6 protein-coding genes are annotated in these 4,219 nt (G+C 61.1%); 2 read left to right on the top strand and 4 right to left on the bottom strand.

Features of this window, described 5'->3' with window-relative positions:
- Positions 1-119: 119 nt before the first annotated feature.
- On the top strand, positions 120-362 hold the full coding sequence (locus VLU25_13560) for a YgiT-type zinc finger protein (protein ID HSR68959.1): 243 nt from the start codon (positions 120-122) through the stop codon (positions 360-362).
- Positions 363-822: 460 nt separating this feature from the next.
- Here the strand turns inward: VLU25_13560 and VLU25_13555 are convergent, their stop codons facing one another.
- The 4 genes from VLU25_13555 to VLU25_13540 all read right to left on the bottom strand — a co-directional run bounded on the left by VLU25_13555 (position 823) and on the right by VLU25_13540 (position 2,750).
- A complete protein-coding gene (locus VLU25_13555; GenBank protein HSR68958.1) occupies positions 823-1,260 on the bottom strand; it encodes a TA system VapC family ribonuclease toxin in 438 nt (145 codons plus the stop codon).
- Positions 1,257-1,502 (bottom strand): DUF2191 domain-containing protein, encoded by a 246-nt coding sequence (locus VLU25_13550; protein ID HSR68957.1) that lies wholly within the window; start codon positions 1,500-1,502, stop codon positions 1,257-1,259. The genes VLU25_13555 and VLU25_13550 overlap by 4 nt, the downstream gene beginning before the upstream one ends.
- Before the next feature lie 75 nt (positions 1,503-1,577).
- The gene (locus VLU25_13545) at positions 1,578-2,378 is read right to left on the bottom strand and encodes a hypothetical protein (GenBank protein ID HSR68956.1); all 801 of its coding nucleotides are present in this window, start codon (positions 2,376-2,378) and stop codon (positions 1,578-1,580) included.
- Between the two features lie 108 nt (positions 2,379-2,486).
- A complete protein-coding gene (locus tag VLU25_13540) occupies positions 2,487-2,750 on the bottom strand; it encodes a hypothetical protein (GenBank protein ID HSR68955.1) in 264 nt (87 codons plus the stop codon).
- A 70-nt stretch (positions 2,751-2,820) separates the two neighbouring features.
- On the opposite strand from VLU25_13540, the gene VLU25_13535 reads away from it, so the two are divergent.
- Positions 2,821-4,011 (top strand): PP2C family protein-serine/threonine phosphatase, encoded by a 1,191-nt coding sequence (locus tag VLU25_13535; protein HSR68954.1) that lies wholly within the window; start codon positions 2,821-2,823, stop codon positions 4,009-4,011.
- The last annotated feature ends 208 nt before the right edge of the window (positions 4,012-4,219 follow it).

Here is a 4,219-nt window from a genome sequence, read left to right as displayed (position 1 = left end):
AGATATGTCATAGAGGGCCGAGCCGGTGACGGTCAGACTCCAGTCGGAGTTGTAGGGCGCTTCCCAGGCGGGGGGCGTTTCCTGATCATCACCGTCTACGAAGTATCGTGAGAACGGATATGGGATCAAAGTACGGCTATCGGTGTGAACACTGCGGCGGCATGGTGCGCCCCCGCCTGGTCAAGCGCGAGGCCTTCAAGCACAAGTCGGGCTTTATCATCATGGAAGATGTCACCATCGGCGTGTGCGACTCCTGCGGAAACCGCTACTACAGTGCGGACATCCTCCATGCCGTCCATGAAGTCGCGACCGGCACACGCAGGGCGGAAAGGACAGAACAAGTGCCCGTAGCGCATCTGTAGTCCTCCCGGGCGTAGGCTAACAGGAGAAGTGCCCGCGTCCCCGGCTTGCAACGACCTCCTGTGGTCACGACCCGCCCGCTGCCACCACGAGCAACCATCATTTCGTCCAAGCTCTTCCTCTGAAATCAGATCTGGTCCTTACTCCGATCATCCGACCATCCGTCCGGGATTCCTTCGCGAAAGACTTCGCCAAGCGCCAGCACAGTGAGGCCTTGGCCTCGGGCTATCCGGCGAATGTTTTCTGCTTTTAGGTCAGAAACGGTCAGAAACTCGGCGGCAAAAAGCCCGGAAATAGGGAGTTTGCGCCCAGCCAACGGGTGGGAAATCTGCAAATTCTGGGCAGAAATCGTCTACACTCGGTTTTGCCTGTAATTGTAAACTGCTGAAAATAAACAACTTACAGCCACAACTTCACCTGATCCCAAAGCAGAACCCGCAGAGGGCACAAGCTTCGGGGCGTTTAGGTGTTGATGAGGGGGTTGTGGGGGGTGAGGGTTGGGAAACGTGAAAAGTCCCGGTCGAAAGTCCAAAGTTGATCGACTTGGTGGTCGGCGCAGAGAGCGGCGATGCGGGCGTCGTGTACTCGGGGGCCGGAGACTTGGCCCTGCTCCAGGGTGTGCTGGAGATGGCGCCAGTATGCAGGCGATTCGGTCAGGAGAACCAGGCTGGGAGATTCGAGCCAAGCCGACACTTGATCGACCGCCGCGGGCAGCGGCGTAGGCGGTCGGTAGATACGTGGGTGGGTAACGATTGCAAGAAACTCGTGCAGGACACTCCACGGAATGGCCCAGGCATCGGGTGACTGCGCCAAACGGCGTACGACTTCGGCCGCTTGTTTGTGCCATGGCGAGTCCTGGCGATGTGCGTAAACCAGAATGTTTGTATCGACGGCGATCATGCTCCGCGCCCTCGGTAGATCTTGCCGCGAATCTTCTCCCATGATCCTTCGTCCAGGTCGGGATGCAGCCCTTGCCCCTTGACGCTGGCGTCTCGCAACTGGAATTCCACGGGCTTGCACCTCTTCTTCAGAACGCTCCGTAGTCCCTCCTCCACGAGAGCTCGCAACGTCGTCTGGTTTTCCCGAGCTGCTTTCTTGGCCTCGACCAGTAACCCGTCAGCAATATCGATTGTCGTTTTCATATGGGTACCCATATTATCAGAATCACGCTTATCGTGCCCAACGCCGATGATGTGAGATGAGTCGGATAGGCTGAATTAATCGGGAGATTCCAGGGTCAGGGCGATACCCAGGCGGTAGGGTGCGGAATCGGCGGGGTCGTCGGGGAAGGTTACGATGATGGCGCGGAAATGGTCCGGGCCCCATTGATTCTGTTGGAGGAGAAAGCGGTGGACGAACTGGGCGATGGTCTTGCGGGCTTCTTCGCGGGCTAGCTTGAGATGGTCCGGGTCGTCGGCCCTCTCGGTGAGCAGGGCCGTGAGGTCGCGCTCGAGTTGGTCGAGCTGTTGCTGGGCGTCGTAGCGCAGCCAGCCGTTTTGGGTGTGCTTCTCGACGCTGGCGGAATCGAAGGCCGGGGGCAGGCTGGCCCGCAACGGCGGGGCGCGTACCAGGCAGACCTGGCCCGAGACATCGAGTTGCCAGTCGTCGTCCATGCGCACGTGGTAGCGGTAGGTGGCTCGCAGGCGAATCTCAGAGACGGAGGTGCCTAGGGAAACCGCGTCCCAGAAGATGCGTTGTTCGTTTTCGCGCGTCAGGGTTTCGGTCTGGGTGACGGTGGCCACCTCAAGGTTCCCCCCCGGAGTGGACCTGACCTTGGGGGCCTCGGATCGGAAGGTCTCGGTGATGGTTCCGCTGCGGAAGCGGGCGGCGATCTCCGTGGCGGCGTCGATGGCGTCCTGCCCTCCCTGACGGACGGTTTGAAGAGTCAGGACGTAAGCCGCAAGGCCGAGCAATCCCAACACCACTAGAGTCACGGGCCAGCGGTAGGAGGCGAAGGCTGCCATCAGCGGTCCGTGGCGTTCGGGCTGCTTGTTTTCTTCAAGCTTCTCGGGGTTCAAACCTCTCCTTAAGGCCTCTAGCGTTCCAACAAGTTCACACACTGGCAACCATCAGTGACCGCGGTGAAAGCCCAATTGCTCTCGGCGGTTTCAGGCTGCTCGCTACTCCTAGTCGACGAGACGGACGCTGGTGGGCTTGGTGTCGTTGCAGGCGATGCTGTCATCGCGGCCTGCGGCCAGGACGGCGCAGGCTACGTCGACCGCAGTTCTTACCGCCTCTTCCTGGTTGGCGCCCGAAGCCGTCCGGCAGGCGCTGTTGCCGTTGTAGTCGAGGCAAATCTCTACCGTCACCCGGTCTAAGCCCAGAGAGGACCAGAGCAGGTAGGCGACGAACAGTACGGCCAGGGTTAATCCCACGAACTTCGATTTCATCTCGATAGAGAGTATACCAGCGCCCGCCCGTGGAATTGCGCTGCGTGGGCGGCTTGGATAATGTGGGGCCATGGGCAGCGGCGGCCAAGGACGGAGTGACGGCACCTGGGGCAGGGAGAAGTGGGCCAAGATCTATAGCGCCTACACCGAAGGCCTGAGCAGTGAAGAAGTCGAGCGGCTGTTCCGTCACGAGACGCGCGATGCCTGGCGCTTTTTTACCAGCGAAAAGGAGCGGGAAGACCTCAAGGATAAGTCGTGGGACGAGCGCCTGTGGCGGGGCACAAAAGCGCTCTTCGTGGGCTTCATCCTCAAGCTTTCGCCCGTCCGGCGGGTGATTTACACCGTTGCCGCCTTGTTCTTCGTCCTGGGCATGGTCCTGCTCGTGAGGGACACGGGCTCGCCGGGATTTTACCTGCTGGCGTCCTTCCTGCTCTTCAACCTGCTGTTGGGTCTGGAGCTGGCCGACAAGCTCATGCTCAAGAGCGACCTGATGATCGCCCGCCGCATCCAGTTCACGCTGCTGCCTCCCGAGAAATACCGCAGAGAAGGCGTGGTCGACGTTTACGGCGCATCCATCCCAGCCAATACGGTGGGAGGCGACTACTACGACGTGTTGGAGATCGAGGACGGGAAACTCTTGCTGGCCATTGGAGACGTGTCAGGCAAAGGCATCCCCGCGGCACTGCTGATGGCCTATCTGCAGGCCAGTCTGCGGGCCCTGATCGCGGACGGGCGGACCGACCTCGTCGAACTGATGTCGACGCTCAACCGCCATATTTTCCTCAACACCCCTTCCAACAAGCTCATCACCTTCTTTCTGGCCAAGCTGGATTTCGAGCAAGGCCGGCTGTGGTATTGCAATGCCGGTCACAACCGTCCGCTGCTGCTCAAGCGGGACGGTCAACTGGAGGAGCTGAGCGAGGGCGGACTGCCGCTGGGCATCCGCGAGGAGCAGCCCTACCAGCAGGGCGAGTTGGGAGTGAAGCCAGGCGACCTGCTCTACGGCTACACCGACGGCGTGACCGAGGCTGAACGCGAGTCGGGGGAGCAGTTCGAGGAAGAGCGCTTGCGCCAGGCGCTGCGCCGTTACGCGGGGCAAGACCCCGAGGCGATCTGCAGGATGATCCTCAAGGAGGTGCGCGACTTCGTCAAGGGAAACCGCTTCCGCGACGACCTCACCATGCTGATCGCCCGCCTCGAAAACAAGGCCGATGCGAGCCAGGCCGGGCCGCCTCCCCCACCGCCCGATCCACCCTCCTAGTCCAGTGGGGTCAGAAGTTTTGAGCCAGCCTGTGGCGTTATCCCACGCCTTCAGCGTTCGCACCTTTGCCGTCTGAAACCCAGGGTGGCGCCGCCGTCTCGCTGGCGCTCGCCGGGGCTGACCCTGGGCTGGCGAATGGCTCCCCTTCAGGGAGCTTGTGCTTGACTTTCAACACAGTCGCTGCCTGCCCTCCGCGGCAAGGCTCAAG

This window comes from Acidobacteriota bacterium, from assembly GCA_035471785.1.
In the GTDB taxonomy this organism is placed as follows: domain Bacteria; phylum Acidobacteriota; class UBA6911; order RPQK01; family DATIPO01; genus JANQFM01.
This window is presented reverse-complemented; position numbering and strand designations above follow the sequence as displayed.

Coding starts and splice junctions, on each gene's coding strand:
- VLU25_13560 (HSR68959.1), top strand. CDS start 120: ATGGGATCAAAGTACGGCTATCGGTGTGAACACTGCGGCGGCATGGTG.
- VLU25_13555 (HSR68958.1), bottom strand. CDS start 1,260: ATGATCGCCGTCGATACAAACATTCTGGTTTACGCACATCGCCAGGAC.
- VLU25_13550 (HSR68957.1), bottom strand. CDS start 1,502: ATGAAAACGACAATCGATATTGCTGACGGGTTACTGGTCGAGGCCAAG.
- VLU25_13540 (HSR68955.1), bottom strand. CDS start 2,750: ATGAAATCGAAGTTCGTGGGATTAACCCTGGCCGTACTGTTCGTCGCC.
- VLU25_13535 (HSR68954.1), top strand. CDS start 2,821: ATGGGCAGCGGCGGCCAAGGACGGAGTGACGGCACCTGGGGCAGGGAG.